Origin of the sequence: Colwellia sp. MB02u-10, from assembly GCF_014077185.1 — a bacterium.
Classification (GTDB): Bacteria; Pseudomonadota; Gammaproteobacteria; order Enterobacterales; family Alteromonadaceae; genus Cognaticolwellia.
In genome coordinates, this window is record NZ_JACGVK010000015.1 from 1 (window position 1) to 968 (window position 968).

Here is a 968-nt window from a genome sequence, read left to right on the forward strand (position 1 = left end):
GTTCGTCGTAGAATACGGATGTGCTACTGGCGACAATGGCGAAGGCCCAGAACCAAGGTTAGAAATTTACTTAAGCGAGGTGTCCCAGAAAGACTCGCGATAAGTTGTGGTATTACAAGCAAAGGCCCATGGAGAAGTTCTAAAACTAAAGGGGTCAACATGGCATTAACCAATCAATATCTTAAGGATGAAGGGTTAATTGCACTGCGTGAACTTTGGATAAGAATACATCATGGTTAGTGAACCGCCCTGTGCGGAGCCACATGCACGGTGGTGTGGGGGCTGGAGGTTAGAGACCTCTGGCTACCCGATTAGATCAGACTACTTAAAACTATCTATTTTACCACCCAACTCAACATAAACAGCTTCTAAATCGTAAGCTATTTGCATAAAAATTTCAGGGTATACAAAATCCGAAACCTCATTTAAATTGGCTTTACCTTCCAGTTCATCTAATGTTTGCTCAAAGCCATCGGTCATATCAGAAAATGCGCTCTGTGCTAGATGAACTAACGAACGGAACTCAGTAATACTAAAATCATAGGAAATATCATGGGCGAGCTTATTCCTAGTTTGATTTATTTTCCTTAATGTTTTTAACTGTAAAGGTTCCAAAATATTTAGCGAATCAATTAAGTCAATTAACTTGGCATGTGTCAATCGCTCTATAGCTCTTTCTGATTTGCCAGTTTTTATTTTAATAATGTGAAAAAGTAAACGCTCTATCCATAAATGCCCCAATATATAAGTGGATATAAAATTACTAGGATCGACAGCCCTACCAAATAATTCAAGTGGAGAGCTTATTTTTTTACTATTTTCCACTGACTTCTCCTGATGATCTAACGCTTAATTAAACTGCAAAAATAGTTGGATTGGTTTTTGCGCCTTTTGCAAAAAACGAGACAAGCTATTTTTGTCAGATTGAATTACCTTGTTATTTGATGGTAGCGTAAGAACACTAACGA

General features: G+C 38.0%; 1 protein-coding gene and 1 pseudogene. One reads left to right on the forward strand and one right to left on the reverse strand.

Annotation, left to right across the window (positions count from 1 at the left end; translation table 11 throughout):
• A pseudogene (locus tag H4J59_RS19130) lies at positions 1 to 240 on the forward strand (group II intron reverse transcriptase/maturase); the annotation flags it as partial.
• A gap of 81 nt (positions 241 to 321) precedes the next feature.
• On the opposite strand, the gene H4J59_RS00040 reads toward H4J59_RS19130, so the two are convergent.
• Positions 322 to 825 (reverse strand): hypothetical protein, encoded by a 504-nt coding sequence (locus H4J59_RS00040; protein ID WP_182235755.1) that lies wholly within the window; start codon positions 823 to 825, stop codon positions 322 to 324.
• Positions 826 to 968 lie beyond the last annotated feature (143 nt).